The following is a 284-nucleotide window of genomic DNA, read 5'->3' on the forward strand; positions in this document are numbered from 1 at the left end:
TTATATTGCATTGATACTGCTGCTGTTAAGTGCAGGAATTGCACAGATTCTTCATCGTCACTGGGTGTATGACGTGCCCCTGCTACCAGGGAAATCACAAGTGGTCTGGTCGGTTGAAGCCCGGGTTGAGCTCAGTACTGACGGTGATCCGGTGCGGGCTGTTCTGGCTCGGCCGTCCAATCAGCCCGGATTTATGCTGCTGCGTGAAAGTGGTGCCTCTCCCGGTTATGGCTTGAATTTTATCGATGGGGGCAATCCGGTTGCCGAGTGGACCAAGCGTACCG

The 284-nt window shown here is 54.2% G+C and carries 1 protein-coding gene; it reads left to right on the forward strand.

The genetic code is table 11. The features are described from left to right. Nucleotides 1-100: 100 nt before the first annotated feature. On the forward strand, nucleotides 101-284 hold a 184-nt coding region (locus Q4563_RS19275; RefSeq protein ID WP_303605661.1), incomplete at its 3' end, for a UUP1 family membrane protein.

The organism is Gilvimarinus sp. 1_MG-2023, assembly GCF_030548285.1.